The organism is Nonomuraea polychroma (assembly GCF_004011505.1).
GTDB classification, from domain to species: domain Bacteria; phylum Actinomycetota; class Actinomycetes; order Streptosporangiales; family Streptosporangiaceae; genus Nonomuraea; species Nonomuraea polychroma.
On the sequence record NZ_SAUN01000001.1, the window covers coordinates 4,606,244 to 4,621,688 of the forward strand.

Consider the following 15,445-nt stretch of genomic DNA (forward strand, 5'->3'; position numbering starts at 1 on the left):
CGTCAGGGGCAGCCGGTGGCGCCGAACGCCAGGAACTGCGTCACCTCGTGCTGGTTGAAGTTGTCGTCCGACCCGAGGACCAGCGTGCACTCGCCGCTCGCCAGGCGTGGCCCCCAGGCCATGCTCTCCAGGTTCTGTTCCGGCGTGCTGACCGAGCTCAGGTCGTGGACGAGGCGTTTGGCCACCGCCAGGTAGGGCCCGCCGTGCTCCAGCGAACGCCTGTGCAGCACGTTCGTGGCGCCACGCAGGTCGATCTCGTAGAGCCGCACCCGGTAGTTGACGCCCTCGATCCAGGCACGTTCGAGCGCCAGGTAGCGGTAGTCGCCGAGGGGGAGGATCTCCGACACCCCGCTGTCGGCCTCGCCGTCCGGCGGGACGGGAGCGGCGGGCAGCGGGTCGAGCGGGTAGACGAACTGGCCCAGCAGCGGGCCCTGGCGACTCCACACGGTCAGCCGCGCCGGCGCACCCCTCCCGACCGTGGGCAGCGGCCCGTCCTCGTGGCGCGGGCCCTCGGTCACGGCGGTGATCGTGCGGGCGGTGACGGCCAGCCCCTCGAAGCCGAAGTTGCGGCGCGGACCGCGCTCGCCGTCGGTCAGCCGCAGGTTCCGCGGCAACCGCAGCTCTCCCAGGTGCCGTCCCTGCGGGTCCATCGCGCGTACGGCGGACGGGGAGATCGGAACGGCCGGGTTCCTGTCGTCCGGCCGGTCGCCTTCGTCACCCCAGAGCAGCCGGCCGCTGCGCCGGTCGAACCTGATCGTCTCGGGGTCGGCCGACCCCGGCTTGCCGTAACCGGGGTAGGGGGTGCCGTCGGCCCGGGTGAGCGTCGTGACGCCGGTCAGCCGGACCCCGGTGAACGCCCCTGACACCGGGTCGATGTCCAGGCGGCCGGTGTAGAACCGGGCCGGGTTGTAGCGCCATCGGTCGTCGGAGATGAAGTACCACGTGTCGGTGGCCGGATCCCGGTCGATCCCGGACAGGCCGCCCACGGCGGTGCCGTCGAAGCGGGTCAGGTGCGGCAGCCGCTGCTCCCCCAGGAAGCGGGTGATCCGCACCGGATCCCGCCGCCCGGCCGCGGCCGCCGGCGGCGCGACATTCGCCGCCACCATCGCGAATGCGACGGCAATTGCCAATGTTCTCCACCTACGAACCATTTTCTCCCCACAATGGAAGTGCCGCCGACTGCTCTGACGGAGAAAATGAAAGCGCGAATGAAGACGGAAGTCCATGCAGGCAGGACGCCCGAATGACGGCACTCGCTCGCCAACCGGGACAAATTATTTTTGTGAATGCCGCGTGACGGCGGTGCCGTCGAGAATGAGCCGTAGCCCTTGCTACTCAGGCAGGCCGGCCTCGCCGGGGCGGGTGCCGATGACGGCGGTGGCGTCCAGTTCGCCGGAGCCTGCCGCGCGTGCCGCCAGGCCGGCCCGCTCGACGGCGCGCACGGTCTGGTCCGCCTGGCGTGCGCTGGTCTCGACCAGGAGGTGACCGCCGGGGGCGAGCCATTGGGCCGCCTGCGCGATCACCCGGCGTACCACGTCCAGCCCGTCGTCGCCGCCGTCGAGGGCCACGCGCGGCTCGTACAGGCGGGCCTCGGGCGGCAGCAGCCCGACGGACCCGGACGGCACGTAGGGCGGGCTGGCGATCAGCAGGTCGACCCGGCCGCGCAACGTGGCAGGGAGGGGCTCGTACAGGTCGCCCTCGTAGACGTGCCCGCCGGGCAGGTTGCGCCGGGCGCAGCGCACGGCGGCGGGGTCGAGGTCGGCGGCGTGCAGCTCGGCGGGGCGCTCCAGACCGGCGGCGAGCGCCGCCCCCATCGCGCCCGTGCCGCAGCACAGGTCGAGCACTACGGGGGTCCCGGGGATCTCCCGGGCCAGCGCGACGGCCTGGCGGATGAGGAATTCGGTGCGGGGCCGCGGCACGAACACCCCCGGCTCCACGAACAGCCGCAGCCCGCAGAACCGGGCCCAGCCGAGCACGTGCTCCAGCGGCTGGCCGGAGATCCGCCGCTCCACCATGGCGGCCAGCTCGCCGGGGGTGCGCGCGGTGGCGGCGATCAGCTCCGCCTCGTCCTCGGCGAACACGCATCCGGCGGCGCGGAGCCTGGCCACGACGTCAGGCATCGGGGTGGACGACGAAAAGACCGACATGAGGGTCCTTCCTACCAGAACTCGCCACAGCCGCGCCGGTCGCCCCAGGCGGGCGGCCTCCGGGTGGACGCCGCCGTGCGGGTCCAGCCGGCACTGTCGCCCTCCCGTCCTCCTCGATTGCCGTCCTCGCCGCATTCGAGATACGGTCAACATTCAGATGTTGGGATCATTCGAAATCTGGGAGTGGCGATGGCCGGCGTGCCTGACATAGACCTGACCGGCGCGGAGATGCTGCGCGACCCCTTCGCCGCGTACGCGCGCGCCGGAGCGGAGTCGCCCGTGGCGCGGCTCGTGGCGCCCGGGTACACGTTCTGGGCCGTGCTGCGGCACGAGGAGGCCAGGGCGATGCTGGCCGACCCGCGGCTGGAGACCAACGAGAGCAGCTATCAACGGCCCGGCGTGCCGGCCGGCTGCCTGCCGTACATGCGCACCATGTCGGAGATGAACGGCGCCGAGCACGCGCGCTTGCGCAAGCTGGTGGCGCCGGCGTTCACGCCGCGCAAGGCGGCGGAGTTCGGGCCGCGGATCGAGCGGGTCGTCGAGGGCCTGCTCGACGAGTTGCCCGGGCACGCCGCCCCGGACGGGACGGTGGATCTGCTGGCGCACTTCGCGCGTCCGCTGCCGATGGAGGTGATCTGCGAGATGGTCGGCATCCCGGCCGCCGCCCGTCCCCGGTGGCGTGAGTACGGCGTCGGCGTCCAGGCCGGACACGGCGACACCTTCGCGCAGGCCATCCCGCGGATCCTCGAGGACGCCAAGGCCGCGGTGGCGAGGGGCAAGGCCGAGCCGGGCGCCGACCTGATCTCCCAGCTGGCCCGCATCCAGGAGGAGGACGGCGACCGGCTCACCGACACGGAGCTGATCACCATGGTCTGGCAGCTCGTCCTGTCCGGCCAGACGCCGACGAACCTCATCGCCAACTCGGTCGTGGCCCTGCTCGGCCACCCCGGGCAGCTCGCGGCGCTGCGCGCCGACCCCGGCCTCATGCCGCGCGCCGTCGAGGAGCTGATCCGCTGGTGCGGCCCGCAACTGCTGACCATTCCCCGCTTCACCACGGAGGAGATCGAGATCGGTGGCGTGCCCGTGCCCACGGGCGCGCCGGTCACGGCCGCGATCCCGGCCGCGAACCGGGATCCGCGGGTGTTCGATGACCCGGACAGGCTCGACCTCGGGCGCGAGCCGTCGGCGCATCTCGGGTTCGCGCACGGGCCGCACTTCTGCGTCGGCGCGTCCCTGGCCCGCGTGCAGACCGGGATCGCGCTCGGCGCCCTGCTGCGCCGCTTCCCCGATCTGGCGCTCGCCGAGGAGCCCCGGCGCACCCCCGACCCCGGCACGTGGCGGGTGCAGTCCCTGCCGGTGATCCTGTAGCCCGGCTACGCCTGAAGGTGCCAGCGCAGGAAGCCGAGCTGGTGCAGGAGCAGGCCCTCGAAGACGTCGGGGTCGGACGTCGGCGAGTGCGCGGTGCCGGACAGCGGCAGCACCTCGTGCGGGCGGCCCGCCGCCAGCAGCGCGGCGGACAGCCGCAGGGTGCCGGCCGCGAACACGTTGTCGTCGGCCAGGCCGTGGATCAGCAGCAGCGGCCGGGTCAGCCGCGGGGCTTCGGGCAGGGTCGAGCAGGCCTCGTACCGGTCCGGGTGCCGGTTGGGGTGGCCGAGGAAACGTTCACGCCAGTGGGTGTCGTACAGACGCTGGTCGCTCGTCCCCGCCCCGGCCACCGCGGCGTGGAACACGTCGGGCCGGCGCAGCACCGCCATGACCGCGAGCGTCCCGGAGAAGGACCAGCCGCGGATGGCCACTCGGCTCAGGTCCAGATCGGGGTGGCGGGCGGCGACCGCGTGCAGCGCCGCCACCTGGTCGTCCAGGGGCGGGCCGAAGATGTCGCCGTGGACCTCCCGCTCCCAGGCGGGGCCGCGTCCCGGGGTGCCGCGGCCGTCGGTGATCAGTACGGCGAAGCCCTGCTCGGCGAACCACTGGGAGACGAACGTCATGGGCGCCTGGTCGGCGGTGACCCGCTGCAGGGCCGGGCCCGCGTACGGGTCCACCAGGACGGGCAGCTTGGGGTCGCCCGGGCGGTGCCAGGAGGGCAGCAGCAGGTGGCTGCGGAGTTCGCGGTCGGTGGTGGTGAGCGCGATGGCACGCAGGGTCAGCACCGGCCGCTCGGCGAGCGACGTGATCGTGACGGCGGGCCGGCCGGAACGCACGGCTGTGGTGGTGGCGCCGGGTCGGGTGGAGGTGCGGGCGACGTGCACCAGCGTGCCGGCCCGCCACACGCCGGCGTGCACGCCCGGCTCGATGCTGACCCGCCGGGGACGGTCTCCGGCGCCTTGGAGCCACAGGTGCCGCTCCGCCGGGTCGGTGGAGGCGCTGAACAGGATGTCGTCGCCGGCCACGCTGAGGACCTCGCGCAGGTGCAGCCCGGGCGGGGTGACCGGGACGCCGTCGAGGGTGAGCCTCCGGGTGCCGTCCACGTCGGCGTGCGCCACGAGCGCGCCCGCCGCCGTACGCGCCGGCGTGCCGCCGACCAGTTGCACCCAGTGCGCGTCGCGCTGCTCGGCCAGCAGGCCGCTACGCCCGGAGTCCGGGTCGGCGGCGAGCACGCGCACCGTCCGCTGGTCCCTGCTCTGCACCGCCAGGTAGGGGCCGTGCGCGTCCCAGCCCGCGGCGGTCACGTACTCGAAGGCCGCCCGGTCCCACCGCACCTCGGTACGCGTGCCGTCCAGTCCGGCGATCCACAAGGTGACCTCGGCGTTGGCGGTGCCGGCCGCCGGGTATCGGACCGCGCGCGGCGGCCGGGCCGGGTCCGACGGGTCGGCCACGTGCCACAACGCCACGGCGCTCTCGTCCACCCTGGCCACCAGCAGCCGGTCGCCGTCCGGGGACCACCAGTGGCCGCGCGTGCGCCCCATGGACTCGGCCGCCGCGTGCTCGGCGACGCCGAACCGGACCTCCGGCCCGTCCGGCTCGGCGATGACGCGCTGCTCCGAGCCGTCGATCTCGGTCACGCGCAGGGCTCCGCCGCTGACGTACGCGATCCGGCGGCCCGCCGGGTCCGGGCGCGGGTCCCGCACGTCACCGGTCGCGGGCAACTCGCGGACGCCGCCCTTCGCGACGTCCACCACCCACAGCCGTCCCGCCAGCGCGAACGCCGCCACCCCGGCCGCGTCGTCGGTGGCGTACGCGGAGATCCCGGCCGTCGCCGTCCCGCCGAGCAGGTCCACCGGGTCGGCCAGCAGGCGCTCGGCCCCCGAGTCCAGGTCCAGCGCCCACAGGCAGGCCACGGGGTCGTCACCGCCCCGGCTGCGCAGGAACACCACCGACGCGCCGTCCGCCGAGACGGTGAAGGCGGACGGATCGCCGAGGCTGAACCGCCGCGTGCGGGCGAACTGCCTGGGCAGGCCGTCCGCTCCGACGGAGCGCGGGGCCGGGCCGTTTCCGGGCATGCCGATCATGCGTGTGTCCTCTCTGCCGAATCAATCAGAAGCCGCCGGAAATGGCGGAAGCGTGCGCCAGGGCATGCCGGGGCGCACGCGTTCACGTGATGCTGAATCAGCGGCCGCGATGTAAGGGAGATCCGCTGAACGTCCGGCGGAGCAGGAGCCGCCCGCCGGGGAATCAGGCGCCCGGCCGCATGGCGGCGATCAAGCGCTGCGGCATCTTAGGCACATCTCGCGCGAATCAGCAACGTGACCACTGTCCCGTACCTTTCCCCGGAGCATGGAACCCTTTTCCCCAGAGCATGGAACCGCCTGGTGCGGCCGGGCTGTCCAAGGTATGGGCGACGTTCACACCGGTGGCCGTGGTGGCGCCGGATGACGCCGCGGGCGGCCCTTCCCGTTCGCAGGCGCGGGCTGGGCGTCGCCCCCACCAATCCGTCAGAGCGTCGTCGGCAGGACCGGGCGGCCCCGTACGCCCGGGTCGGCGGCGAAGACGGCGCCTGCCTCCGGCTGCTCGGCCCGGTCCACGTCCAGTGCCGAGGTGGTGATGAACAGCCGGTCGAGGTGCTCGCCGCCGAAGGTCACCGCGGTGACCTTGCGTACGGGCAGGCTGATGACCGCGTCGAGGCGGCCGCCGGCGTCGTATCTGTGCACGGCCCCGCCCTGCCACAGCGCCACCCACACCCCGCCCTCGGCGTCGACCGTCAGCCCGTCGGGAGCCCCTTGCGCGGGGTCGACGACGGCGAACGGGCGGCGCGCGCCGAGCCCGTTCTCGGGGTCGTAGTCCAGGACGTCCACGCGCCCGGTCTCGGTGTCGGCGTAGTAGGCCAGGGCGCCGTCCGGGCTGAAGTCGAACCCGTTGGAGATCGTCACCTCCGGCAGCACCACGCGCAGGGTGCCCCCGGGCTCGGTCACGTAGAACGAGCCGCGCCCGGGGGCCGAGTCGTAAGCCATGCTGCCGATGTAGAAGCGGCCGTCGGGGTCGCAGCCGCCCTCGTTCATCCTGATCGAAGGGTCGGTCCACGCCTCACCCAGGGAGCGCAGCGGGGCGTCCAGGTCGTCGGAGTCGGACAGCAGCAGCTCCCGCTCGGCCGCGACGAGGTAGCCGCCGGACGTCCGCGGCCGGACGACGGCGGCCACCGCGCCCACGTGGCGGCGGCGTACCGCGCCTTGAGCGTCGAGCGCGAGCACGTCGCCGGCCAGCATGTCGACCCATCGCAGCCCGCCCCAGCGGCTGGACCACACGGGTCCCTCGCCGTGCTCGGCGACGGGGTCGGTCACGGTGTAGGGGGCGATGGTCATGCCGGTCTCCTCGGTCGCTGGCGGGGCCACGTATCGATCATGCTGCCAGAGTCGGTCAGTAGGCGACCGTGAACCTGCTGCCGCGGTGCCGGGGCAGCTCGGCCTCGTCCAGCAGCGCGATCGCGAAATCCTCCATCGAGATCGCCGACCTGCCGTGCGCGTCGACGAGCAGCTCGTCGCCACCGACCCGGTAGACGCCGGTACGCTCCCCCGGCTCCAGCAACGCCGGCGGGCTCAGGTACGTCCAGTCGGCGTCCGTGTCCGAGCGGCAGACCTCGAGCTGCTCGTTGCAGGCCAGCGCGATGGGCCGCAACGCGGGCGGGAAATCGGGAGTCTCGACGAGGGGGAGCCCGCCGGCTTCGGGCACGGTCAGCCCCGCCGCGCCACCGACGAGCAGCAGCCGCACGCCGGTCCGCGCCACGCCGGCCAGCAGCGCCTTGGCGGTGATCGCGAGCTCGCCCTCGTAACCGGGCGCGGGCCGGGTCGCGCTGATCACCACGTCCTGACCGGCGCTCAACGCGGCCACGTGCTCGACGTCCGAGGCGTCGCCCGCCCGCACCCGGGCGGGCGTGTGGGCCAGGCGAGCGGGATCGCGGACGACGGCGGTCACGTCGTGGCCGCGCGACAGCGCCTCGGCCACCACCCGGCTGCCTACGGCTCCGGACGCTCCGAAGATGGTGATGCGCATGGTGTTCAGGATTCCTTTCCGATGAGTACGCGGGGTGCCGCCGCCTCCGGCAGCGGTCGCGTGCGGGTGGGTTGGAGCTGGGCGGCGACGAGCGCGCCCAGCACGATGAGCGCGCCGAGCGCCTGGGCCGCGGTGAGCCGCTGGCCGAGCACGGCCCAGCCGAGCGCGGTCGCGACCACCGGGCTGAGCAGCCCGAGGAAGGTGACCTTGGTTGCCGAGAGGATCCGCAGCCCTCGGAACCACAGGGCGTAGGCGAGGGAGGCTCCGATGATCGTGAGGTAGGCGTACCCCGCGAGGTTGGCGGTGGTCAGCGTGGCCGGCGGCGGCCCTTCGACGACGAGCGCCACGGGAAGAAGCAGCAGGCCGCCCGCCACGAGCTGCCAGCCGGTGGTGGCCAGCAGCGGCGCGGGGGACGGCCACCGCTTGCTCAGCACGACGCCGACGGCCATGACGGCGGCCCCGCCGAGCGCGGCGGCGACGCCGACGGCGTCCAGCCGGGCGTCGGCCCGCAACACGAGCAGCCCGACCCCGGCCACGCCCGCCACGGCGGCGACCACGGTGCGCGGGGTCAGCCGCTCGTGCAGCAGTCCGGCCGACAGCAGGGCGACCAGCAGCGGCTGGATGGCGCCGACGGTCGCGGCCACCCCGCCGGGCAGCCGGTACGCGCCCACGAACAACAACGCCAAGAACACCCCGATGTTGAGCGCCCCCAGCACCAGCGCCCGCCACCACCAGATCCCCTGGGGCAGGCGGCGCGTGATGGCGAGGAGCAGGATCCCGGCGGGCAGCGCCCGGATCAGCGCCGCGAGCAGGGGGCGGTCGGGCGGCAGCATTTCGGTGGTGACGAGGTAGGTGGTCCCCCAGATGGCGGGGGTCAGCGCGGTCAGCAGGACGACGGTCCATCGATTACTTAGCACTAAGACAAAGTATCTCAGCACTAAGCTACTTGGCCAGTGATTTACCTCACCACTAAGACATCGGTAGGGTGGAGTCCGTGGCAGACCACGTCGACTTCATCCTCAAGCAGTGGGGCGCGCAGCGGCCTGACCTGGACGTTTCCCCGATGGCCGTGATCGGCCGGCTGTCCCGGCTGTCCCGGCTGATCGATGCGGAGCTGCGGCGTACGTTCGCCGCGCACGGGCTCGACAGGGCCTCGTTCGACGTGCTCGCCACGCTGCGCCGCAGCGACCCTCCGCACCGGCTGACGCCCGCCGAGCTCATGCGCGCGTCCATGGTCACCTCGGGCGCGATCACGCAGCGGCTGGACCGGCTGGAGGAGCGCGGACTGGTGACGCGCACGCCGAGTGAGTCCGACGGGCGGGGTGTCTACGTGACGCTCACCGAGGAGGGGTTCGCGCTGATCGACCGGGCGCTGCCGGACCACGTCGCCACCGAGCACCGAGTGCTGTCCGCGCTGAGCGGGGAGCGGCGCGAGGAACTCGCGGGCACGCTCCGCGACCTGCTGGAGTCGCTCGGCGACGTCACGGAGCGCTCGCCCCTCCCGTAAGGGCTCCCCGCCCTCCCCGGCCACGCACCGCACTCAGGCACTCAGGGCTCCACTCCTCGGCACAGGCCCCTCTGAGGAGGCCTGTGCTACGGCACAGGGCCCTTGCGGGAGGAGCGGGGCCACGTGCCTCGGCACGGGCCCCCTGGAAGGCAGGTGGAGCCAGAGAGGCGGGAGGGTGGCCGGTGAGGGATTGCCTCAGCGAGGGCGGGAGCGGCGGCCGGTGCCGCGGGGTTGGCCCCGGTCGCCCCGCCCGCGCCGGGGCCGGGACGACGGCTTCGGCTCGCTGCGGGTGTCCGGCCAGTGCGAAGGGCGGGCCAGCGCCGGGGAAAGGCGGGTGGCGGCATCGCCCTTCGCGGCGTTGAGCTGGGGCTGGGTGAGGAAGATGCTGCCGGTGAGGTCGGCGCCGGCCAGGTCGGCGCCCCGCAGATCCGCCCCGATCAGGTCGGCCTGCCGCAGGTCCGCGCCCCGCAGATCGGCGCCGATCAGGTACGCGCCCCGCAGGTCGGCGCCGCGCAGGTCGGCGCCCCTGAGCCGGGCCCCGATCAGGTCGGCGCCCCTGCGGTCCTTGCCCCGCTGCCCGGCCCTGACGAGCTCGCTCGCCCGCAGCAGCAAGGTGTTGACCGCGCCCCGGTGCGCCGGCACGTCCAGTTGCTTCAGGGCGTCGACGCCCTCGCGGGTGAGCCGCTCGGTCTCGTCGAGCGCCTGGCGCAGCTCGGCGTGGATCGGCGCGGCGCCCTCCAGCGTCAGCGCCTCGGCCAGATACCACAACAGCTCGTGCAGCTGCCGCACGACCGGGAACACCGCGTACATCTCCCGCGCCGTCTCCGGCGCCTCCCGCCAGCTCGTGCCCGCGAACGTGACCTGCGAGACCTTCTGCCCGGCCCCGAAACAGTCGTAGACGGTGCAGCCCGGATAGCCGCGCTGCCGCAGCTGCGCGTGGATGCCGCAGCGGAAGTCCTCGCGCAGGTTGCGGCACGGCTCGCCGGCGGCCTTGTCGGCGGCGAAGTCGGCCGAGGCCGAGAACGGCAGCGCGACGCAGCACAGCCCGAAGCAGTTGGCGCAGTCGGCCAGCAGGCCGAGCTCACGCGGGTTCGTTCCGGGCAATGTGCTCGTCTCCTCGGTGAGGGTCAGATCAAGGGTACTCAACCGCCGAAGCGGCGCTGCCGGGCGCCGAAGCTGCGCAGCGCCCGCAGGAAGTCGATCTCGCGGAACGCCGGCCAGTAGGCCTCGCAGAAATACAGCTCCGAGTAGGCCGACTGCCACAGCAGGAAGTTCGACATCCGCTGCTCGCCGCTGGTGCGGATCACCAGGTCCGGGTCCGGCTGCCCGGCGGTGTAGAGGTGCTTGGCGATGTCGTCGGCGGTCAGCGTGGCGGCCAGGTCCAGCATGGACTGCCCGGCCTCGGCCCGCTCGTACAGCAGCTCGCGCAGGGCGTCGATGACCTCCTGGCGGCCGCCGTACCCGATGGCGAGTGTGAGGTGGAAGCCGGTGGCGCAGTCTCGGGTGGCTTCGACGGCGTTCTTCAGCGCGCGGGCGGTGCTGCCGGGCAGCATGTCGAGCAGGCCGGCGACGTGCACGCGCCAGCGGGCGTCGGGCCGGTCGAGCCGGTCGGCGACCATCTGCTCGATCACCCGCAGCAGGAAGGCGACCTCCTCGTCGCCGCGCCGCTGCAGGTTCTCCGTCGAGCACAGGAAGATGGTCAGGTGCCGGATGCCGAGGCCTTCGCACCAGGACATCACGTGCTCGATGTGGTCGGCGCCGTACTTGTGGCCGATGCTCGGGTTGGGCAGGCCCATTTGCCTGGCCCAGCGCCGGTTGCCGTCGATGATCAGGCCGACGTGCCGCGGCAGCGGGCCCGCCATGACCTGGCGGCGCAGGCGGCGGGCGTACAGGGCGTGAGGAAGATCGATAATGTGCACCCTCTTAGGATGGCGCTTCCGCCGGGCGGCGAAACCCGTTCCTCAGTCGCCGGCGGCCGCTTCGACACCGTCGAGCAGCACCGCGAGGCCCGCGCTGAACGTCTGCCGGGCCCGATGCTGCAGCCACGGCTCGCCCTCGCCGGGCCCGTCGTCCTCCGACTCCACCCACGTCACCATGGGGAAGCGGGCGGCGAACCCGGGCGCCACCTCCTCCAGCAGAGCCGAGCGAGCCTTCCACCACTCCTCGTCCGACACCCCGGTCTCCGACGGGGCCTGCCGCGACTCGGCGACCGTCCTGGCCGCCCCGCGCACGAAGTCGAACAGCAGCGCCACCACCCCACGCAGCCTGGCGGGCGGCAGGCCCGTCGGCCGCAGGATGCCGACCAGGGTCTCCAGCGCCGCGAACTCGTGCGGCCCGAGCACGGGCCTGGCCTGCGACACCTGCAGCATCCACGGATGGCGCAGGAAGCACGCCCACATGTGCTCCGCCCACGTGGTGACCGCCGCACGCCAGCCGCCGGACAGGTCGTCGCCGGCGGGCAGCTCGGCCAGCGCCCGGTCGTACATGAGGTCGACCAGCTCGCCCTTGCTCGGCACGTACGTGTAGAGCGCCATCCCGGTGCGGCCCAGCCGCTCGCCGACCTTGCGCATGGACAGTGCCGCCATGCCTTCGCCGTCGGCCACCGCGATGGCGGCGTCGACGATCACGTCCACGCTCAGTCCCGGTTTGGGCCCGGGCCGGGCCTCGTCCCGCTCCCCCGTGCGCCACAACAACGCCATCGAGCGGCGCGCGTCACCCTGACCGGCGTACACGACCAACGCGGGACTCTCCTCGCGGACAGCACTCCTTACGGCATAAAGCGTATCAGTGGCGTTCGCTCCGGCCCGCCCAGGCGGCGGCCACGGAGGCGAGCATCTCCCAGGCCGCCTCGGGACGGCGCGTCTCCTCCGGATCGCCGGCGAACGGGTCGAGGACGACGGTCTCGGCACCGAGGAGGCGCAGTTCTTCGAGGTCGCCGGTGACCTGCTCGATCGTGCCCTCACCGGCGGGCCGGTCCGGGCCCGTCACGGGCGAGCCGGTGAGGCGGAGCAGAATCCTGGGCGCGAAGGCGGGCACGGGGCGGCGCTGATCGGCGGCGATCGCCTTCAGCCGCGGCAGCCTCTCCCGCAGCCAGGGCACGGTGTTCCTGAGCGGGTGCCACGCCTCGCCGAACCGCACGGCGCGGCGCAGGGCCGCGTCGCTGCCGCCGCCCACCCAGATCGGCACGCCGCCGGAACGGTAGTCGCCCTCGTCGGCCCAGGCGGCGCGGATGACGGCGAGGTGGTCGTCGGTCAGCCGGCCACGGCGCTCGTGCGCCACCCCGAGCGCCTCGAACTCCTGCCGTGCCCACCCCACGCCCACGCCGAGCACCAGCCGCCCGCCGCTGAGATCGTTGAGGTTGGCCGCCATGCGGGCCACTAGCAGCGGATGCCGGTACGGCACGATGAGCACCGTCGTGCCGAGCCCGATCCTGCTGGTGACGCCGGCGAGCCAGGCCAAGGTCGTGAACGGCTCGTAGAACGGCGCGGGATACTGCTCGGCGACGTCGGGCGTGATCGCCACGTGGTCGGACACCATCAGCAGGTCGAACCCGAGGCCTTCGACGGTCAGCGCCCATTGCCGCAGGATGCCGGGATCGGTGCCGGGGCCGAAGTTGGGCACGTTGACGCCAAGTCGCATCGGCTCAGGCTATCGGCTGGGACACCCGCTGACACCTCAGCTCTCCGGTTTCTGGCTCGCCTCCACGACGGCCAGGCAGGCGAGGATGGCGTCGCGGTTGCGGGACAGGCAGTCGACGCGCTGCTGGATGCGGTCCGCGGTAGACCGCCGACTCTGGGTAGTCGCGGTGGCCGTTGCCGGCGCGCTCGGGGTGCAGGAGGTCCTGCTGTCAGGCGGCACGCGTTCCCGCCGCCTGCGCCGGGCTCAGAGGCCGTGCCTGGCCAGGGGCTCGACGAGCTCGCGTTCCTCGTACGACAGATGCGACAGCAGGCTGTCGGTGAGCAGGTCCACGGCGGCGCGCAGGCCGTCCAGGCGGCCGGCCGGGTCCCCGACGAACGCGACCAGCGCCCGGTCGATGCGTTCGAGGATCTTGTGGATGGCCTGGTGCTCCTCCTTGAGCCGGTCGATCACCGGCGCGAGCGCGGGCTCGACGCGGCGCAGCCGGGGGAACATGGCCGCGTCCTCGAGGGTGTGATGCATGGTGACGAGCCGGCAATAGGACTCGCAGTAGGCGCCCAGCGTCCAGTTGTTCTGGCGCATGGTCATGGCGTTGATGTGCGAACGGGCGGCCTCCGCGTCGAGCGCTCCCGCCGCGACCTGGTCGACCAGGTCGCGCAGCTGGGCGAGCTCGGCCCGCAGATGGTCGTGCACGTCGATGAGGTGCCGGCCGTTGGCCTGCTCCCTGGCGGTGTAGCGCCTGGCGAGGTCGGGGCGCGGGGCGGTTGGCCGGGTGCTCTCGTCCCACACGCGGACGTCGCTCAGGCGCACGCCGTCGTCCGGGGTCGGGATGACACCCAGCGCCGCGCCCTGCGGGGCGGCGGTCTGGGCGGTCGCTGGAGGTGTGGCCCGCCGGGCGGTTTCCCCGGCGCTGTCCGCGATGGTTCCCGTGCCGAAGGCGGCGGCGGTTCCCGTGCCGAAGGCGGCGGCGGTTCCCGTGCCGGGAGCCGGGGTGGCGCGGCGTCCGGCGGCCACGAGCTCCCGTACGGCCGGCGCCGTCTCCCCGGCGAACCGCTGGATCTGGCGCGGGTCGCCGGTCATGAGTGTGAAGACGCTGATGCCGTGCTCGAGCGCGAGCTCCGCGAGCTGGGCAGGCGGCAGGTCCTCACCCAAGTTGAGCAGCCGGCGGATGTCGCGCGGATCGCGGCCGGCCTCGGCGGCGGCCTCGTCGATGACGGCGTTCCCTTCGGCGATCTTGGCCGTGGTCTGGAGGTGGGGCAGGGAGGGCAGCCAGCCGTCGGCGAGCCGTCCGGTGAGGCGGAGCATCCGGGGCTTGTACGCGCCGAGCCAGATGCCGATGTCGTGGGCGGGACGCGGCCCGCGCGGAGTGCCCTCCACCCGGTGATGCACGCCGTGGAAGTGCACCGCCCCGGGCGCGTCGGTGTCCCAGGCGGCGCGGATGATCTGGATGCCCTCTTCGAGCGCGGCCACGGCCTCGCCCGGAGTCAGCCGCGGGGCGCCCATGGCGGCGATGGCGTCCCAGTAGCCGCCCGAGCCGAGTGCCAGCTCGAACCGGCCGCCGCTGAGGAGGTCGAGGCTGGCGGCGGCCTGGGCCAGCATGGCGGGCGGCCGCAGCGGCAGCGGGTGCACGTTGCCCGCCAGCTTGATCGTCTCGGTGGCGGCGGCCACGTAGCCGAGCAGCGTCCAGGTGTCCAGGAGCGCCGGCTGGTACGGGTGGTCCTGGAAGCTGACGAGGTCGAGCCCGGCGCGTTCGGCGAGCTGGGCGAGGGCTACGACGGTGTCGGGGTGCTGCGCGTACGGCACGATGTTGGCGCTGAAGAGCAGGTCGTGACCGTAGTCCGGCATAAGTGGCTCCTTGGGGCGGGCCGCGCGCGCTAGTTGGTGGTACGAACAGTTGGTTGCGCGAACAAAGTAGTTCGTGCCGCGAACCACTGTCAACTAGACTCGGTCGCGTGGTCACGACGAAGGAGCCGGTGCTCGGGTTCACCGAGGCGCTCGTCCGCCTGGCGCACCTCGTGCAGCAGGTGTTCGAGGACGTCGCCAAGGAGCACGATCTGACGCCGCAGCAGGCGCAGCTGCTCTGCCTGCTCATCGACGGGCCCGTCGGGATGACGGAGCTGACCCGCGCCCTGCGCTTGGAGAAGTCCAGCCTGACGGGGCTGGTGGACCGGGCCGAGAAACGCGGTCTGGTGGCCCGCACCCGGGACTCGCATGATCGGCGGGCCTGCCGGATCGCGCTGACGCCGGACGGCGAACGCCTTGGGGCGCTGGCGCACGACGGGATGGCTGATCGGCTGGAGACGCTGGCCGCGGGGCTGCCCCGGGAGCAGAGAGACCTCCTGGGATCCGCGATCGCCGGGATCCTCGCCGAGCACACCGCCACGACCGGCCACCCCCGCCCGCCCGCGGATCGATGACACACCTCGTCGGCGAGCGCGTCGCGGGCCCTGCAGCAGCCCGGATCCCGGCCGGTCAGGCGAGGGGAGGTCGGCGACGGCGCGGCCCCGGCACGACCCAAGGCCAGGCGTCGCGGCCCCGGCACGACCCAAGGCCAGGCGTCGCGGCCGGCGGCAGCGGCGGCGCGGGCCGGGCCTACGGGCTGACGGCCGCCGCGGTGCTGGTCGGCTTCGGGATCCATATCATGGTGTGGGGCGTCATCGTCGCCACGCTGCGGCAACGGCTGGAGCCGGCGGGCTCGCCCGGGCCAGGATCCTGTGAACGCCTCGTATGA

15 protein-coding genes are annotated in these 15,445 nt (G+C 73.4%); 4 read left to right on the plus strand and 11 right to left on the minus strand.

Annotated elements, in window-relative coordinates; genetic code table 11:
- Nucleotides 1-2: 2 nt before the first annotated feature.
- Together EDD27_RS21000 and EDD27_RS21005 are read right to left on the minus strand one after the other, a co-directional pair.
- Nucleotides 3-1,130, minus strand: a complete 1,128-nt coding sequence (locus tag EDD27_RS21000; protein WP_241564164.1) for an esterase-like activity of phytase family protein — start codon at nucleotides 1,128-1,130, stop codon at nucleotides 3-5.
- 201 nt (nucleotides 1,131-1,331) lie between these two features.
- Nucleotides 1,332-2,147 carry a putative protein N(5)-glutamine methyltransferase gene (locus EDD27_RS21005; protein WP_127933926.1) on the minus strand — a complete coding sequence of 272 codons (816 nt, stop codon included), beginning with the start codon at nucleotides 2,145-2,147 and terminating at the stop codon, nucleotides 1,332-1,334.
- 189 nt (nucleotides 2,148-2,336) lie between these two features.
- On the opposite strand from EDD27_RS21005, the gene EDD27_RS21010 reads away from it, so the two are divergent.
- Entirely contained in the window at nucleotides 2,337-3,515 is a 1,179-nt protein-coding gene (locus EDD27_RS21010) for a cytochrome P450 family protein (RefSeq protein ID WP_127933927.1), read from the plus strand.
- 5 nt (nucleotides 3,516-3,520) lie between these two features.
- On the opposite strand, the gene EDD27_RS21015 is transcribed toward EDD27_RS21010, so the two are convergent.
- The 4 genes from EDD27_RS21015 to EDD27_RS21030 form a co-directional block, all read right to left on the minus strand.
- Nucleotides 3,521-5,596: a prolyl oligopeptidase family serine peptidase gene (locus EDD27_RS21015; protein ID WP_241564165.1), complete on the minus strand. Its 2,076-nt coding sequence runs from the start codon at nucleotides 5,594-5,596 to the stop codon at nucleotides 3,521-3,523.
- A 423-nt stretch (nucleotides 5,597-6,019) separates the two neighbouring features.
- Entirely contained in the window at nucleotides 6,020-6,883 is an 864-nt protein-coding gene (locus tag EDD27_RS21020) for an SMP-30/gluconolactonase/LRE family protein (RefSeq protein WP_127933928.1), read from the minus strand.
- Nucleotides 6,884-6,938: 55 nt separating this feature from the next.
- A complete protein-coding gene (locus EDD27_RS21025) occupies nucleotides 6,939-7,571 on the minus strand; it encodes an NAD(P)-dependent oxidoreductase (protein WP_127933929.1) in 633 nt (210 codons plus the stop codon).
- A gap of 5 nt (nucleotides 7,572-7,576) precedes the next feature.
- On the minus strand, nucleotides 7,577-8,488 hold the full coding sequence (locus EDD27_RS21030) for an EamA family transporter (RefSeq protein WP_127933930.1): 912 nt from the start codon (nucleotides 8,486-8,488) through the stop codon (nucleotides 7,577-7,579).
- Between the two features lie 77 nt (nucleotides 8,489-8,565).
- Between EDD27_RS21030 and EDD27_RS21035 the strand changes: the two genes are divergently transcribed.
- Complete coding sequence (locus EDD27_RS21035; RefSeq protein WP_206641557.1) at nucleotides 8,566-9,078, plus strand: MarR family winged helix-turn-helix transcriptional regulator; 513 nt, start codon at nucleotides 8,566-8,568, stop codon at nucleotides 9,076-9,078.
- Between the two features lie 195 nt (nucleotides 9,079-9,273).
- On the opposite strand, the gene EDD27_RS21040 is transcribed toward EDD27_RS21035, so the two are convergent.
- The 5 genes from EDD27_RS21040 to EDD27_RS21060 all read right to left on the minus strand — a co-directional run bounded on the left by EDD27_RS21040 (nucleotide 9,274) and on the right by EDD27_RS21060 (nucleotide 14,559).
- Nucleotides 9,274-10,152, minus strand: coding sequence for a pentapeptide repeat-containing protein (locus tag EDD27_RS21040; protein ID WP_241564825.1), 879 nt, complete (start codon nucleotides 10,150-10,152; stop codon nucleotides 9,274-9,276).
- A 68-nt stretch (nucleotides 10,153-10,220) separates the two neighbouring features.
- Nucleotides 10,221-10,940 carry a polyprenyl diphosphate synthase gene (gene uppS, locus EDD27_RS21045; RefSeq protein ID WP_127940835.1) on the minus strand — a complete coding sequence of 240 codons (720 nt, stop codon included), beginning with the start codon at nucleotides 10,938-10,940 and terminating at the stop codon, nucleotides 10,221-10,223.
- A gap of 99 nt (nucleotides 10,941-11,039) precedes the next feature.
- The gene (locus tag EDD27_RS21050; protein WP_127933931.1) at nucleotides 11,040-11,816 is read right to left on the minus strand and encodes a TetR/AcrR family transcriptional regulator; all 777 of its coding nucleotides are present in this window, start codon (nucleotides 11,814-11,816) and stop codon (nucleotides 11,040-11,042) included.
- A 46-nt stretch (nucleotides 11,817-11,862) separates the two neighbouring features.
- On the minus strand, nucleotides 11,863-12,717 hold the full coding sequence (locus EDD27_RS21055) for an LLM class flavin-dependent oxidoreductase (protein WP_127933932.1): 855 nt from the start codon (nucleotides 12,715-12,717) through the stop codon (nucleotides 11,863-11,865).
- Nucleotides 12,718-12,960: 243 nt separating this feature from the next.
- Nucleotides 12,961-14,559, minus strand: coding sequence for an LLM class flavin-dependent oxidoreductase (locus EDD27_RS21060; RefSeq protein WP_127933933.1), 1,599 nt, complete (start codon nucleotides 14,557-14,559; stop codon nucleotides 12,961-12,963).
- Between the two features lie 107 nt (nucleotides 14,560-14,666).
- On the opposite strand from EDD27_RS21060, the gene EDD27_RS21065 reads away from it, so the two are divergent.
- Both EDD27_RS21065 and EDD27_RS21070 read left to right on the plus strand, forming a co-directional pair.
- Nucleotides 14,667-15,131 (plus strand): MarR family winged helix-turn-helix transcriptional regulator, encoded by a 465-nt coding sequence (locus tag EDD27_RS21065; RefSeq protein WP_164903713.1) that lies wholly within the window; start codon nucleotides 14,667-14,669, stop codon nucleotides 15,129-15,131.
- Nucleotides 15,128-15,445: a hypothetical protein gene (locus EDD27_RS21070; protein WP_127933935.1), complete on the plus strand. Its 318-nt coding sequence runs from the start codon at nucleotides 15,128-15,130 to the stop codon at nucleotides 15,443-15,445. Before EDD27_RS21065 ends, EDD27_RS21070 begins: the two co-directional genes overlap by 4 nt.

Excerpts from the sequence above, each read along its gene's own strand:
- EDD27_RS21005 (WP_127933926.1), bottom strand. The coding sequence starts at position 2,147 with ATGTCGGTCTTTTCGTCGTCCACCCCGATGCCTGACGTCGTGGCCAGG.
- EDD27_RS21010 (WP_127933927.1), top strand. The coding sequence starts at position 2,337 with ATGGCCGGCGTGCCTGACATAGACCTGACCGGCGCGGAGATGCTGCGC.
- EDD27_RS21015 (WP_241564165.1), bottom strand. The coding sequence starts at position 5,596 with ATGATCGGCATGCCCGGAAACGGCCCGGCCCCGCGCTCCGTCGGAGCG.
- EDD27_RS21020 (WP_127933928.1), bottom strand. The coding sequence starts at position 6,883 with ATGACCATCGCCCCCTACACCGTGACCGACCCCGTCGCCGAGCACGGC.
- EDD27_RS21025 (WP_127933929.1), bottom strand. The coding sequence starts at position 7,571 with ATGCGCATCACCATCTTCGGAGCGTCCGGAGCCGTAGGCAGCCGGGTG.
- uppS (WP_127940835.1), bottom strand. The coding sequence starts at position 10,940 with ATGGCGGGCCCGCTGCCGCGGCACGTCGGCCTGATCATCGACGGCAAC.
- EDD27_RS21055 (WP_127933932.1), bottom strand. The coding sequence starts at position 12,717 with ATGCGACTTGGCGTCAACGTGCCCAACTTCGGCCCCGGCACCGATCCC.
- EDD27_RS21060 (WP_127933933.1), bottom strand. The coding sequence starts at position 14,559 with ATGCCGGACTACGGTCACGACCTGCTCTTCAGCGCCAACATCGTGCCG.
- EDD27_RS21070 (WP_127933935.1), top strand. The coding sequence starts at position 15,128 with ATGACACACCTCGTCGGCGAGCGCGTCGCGGGCCCTGCAGCAGCCCGG.